Genomic DNA, 310 nt, shown 5'->3' on the forward strand with positions numbered 1-310 from the left:
TTCCTCTTTTGTAAAAGAAACTGATCGTATAGTTCTTCAAGAAGAAATACCTGTTATTATTACTTATAATTTTTCTAAGAAAGACTTGTTTTTTGGTGAACAGGTTAATCCTTTATTAAATAAAGTTATCCTACCTACTCATCCGGGTAATCATACTGTATTTTGGAAAAATGTAGCATTTTTTTTCAGAAAGTAAGATGCGTGTACCCTAATTTAGGGCGATATTTATACTCACTCTTCTCTATTTTTCATATTTCTGTAGAATGAAATATATTATAGAGTGTTCTTTAGCTTGGTTTTTACAGCAAAA

General features: G+C 28.7%; 1 pseudogene. It reads left to right on the top strand.

The annotated features are described in order from the left end of the window. A pseudogene (locus tag ACFIO5_RS12495) lies at positions 1-196 on the top strand (hypothetical protein); the annotation flags it as partial. Positions 197-310 lie beyond the last annotated feature (114 nt).

The sequence above is a fragment of the Bartonella sp. AA86SXKL genome, from assembly GCF_042196885.1.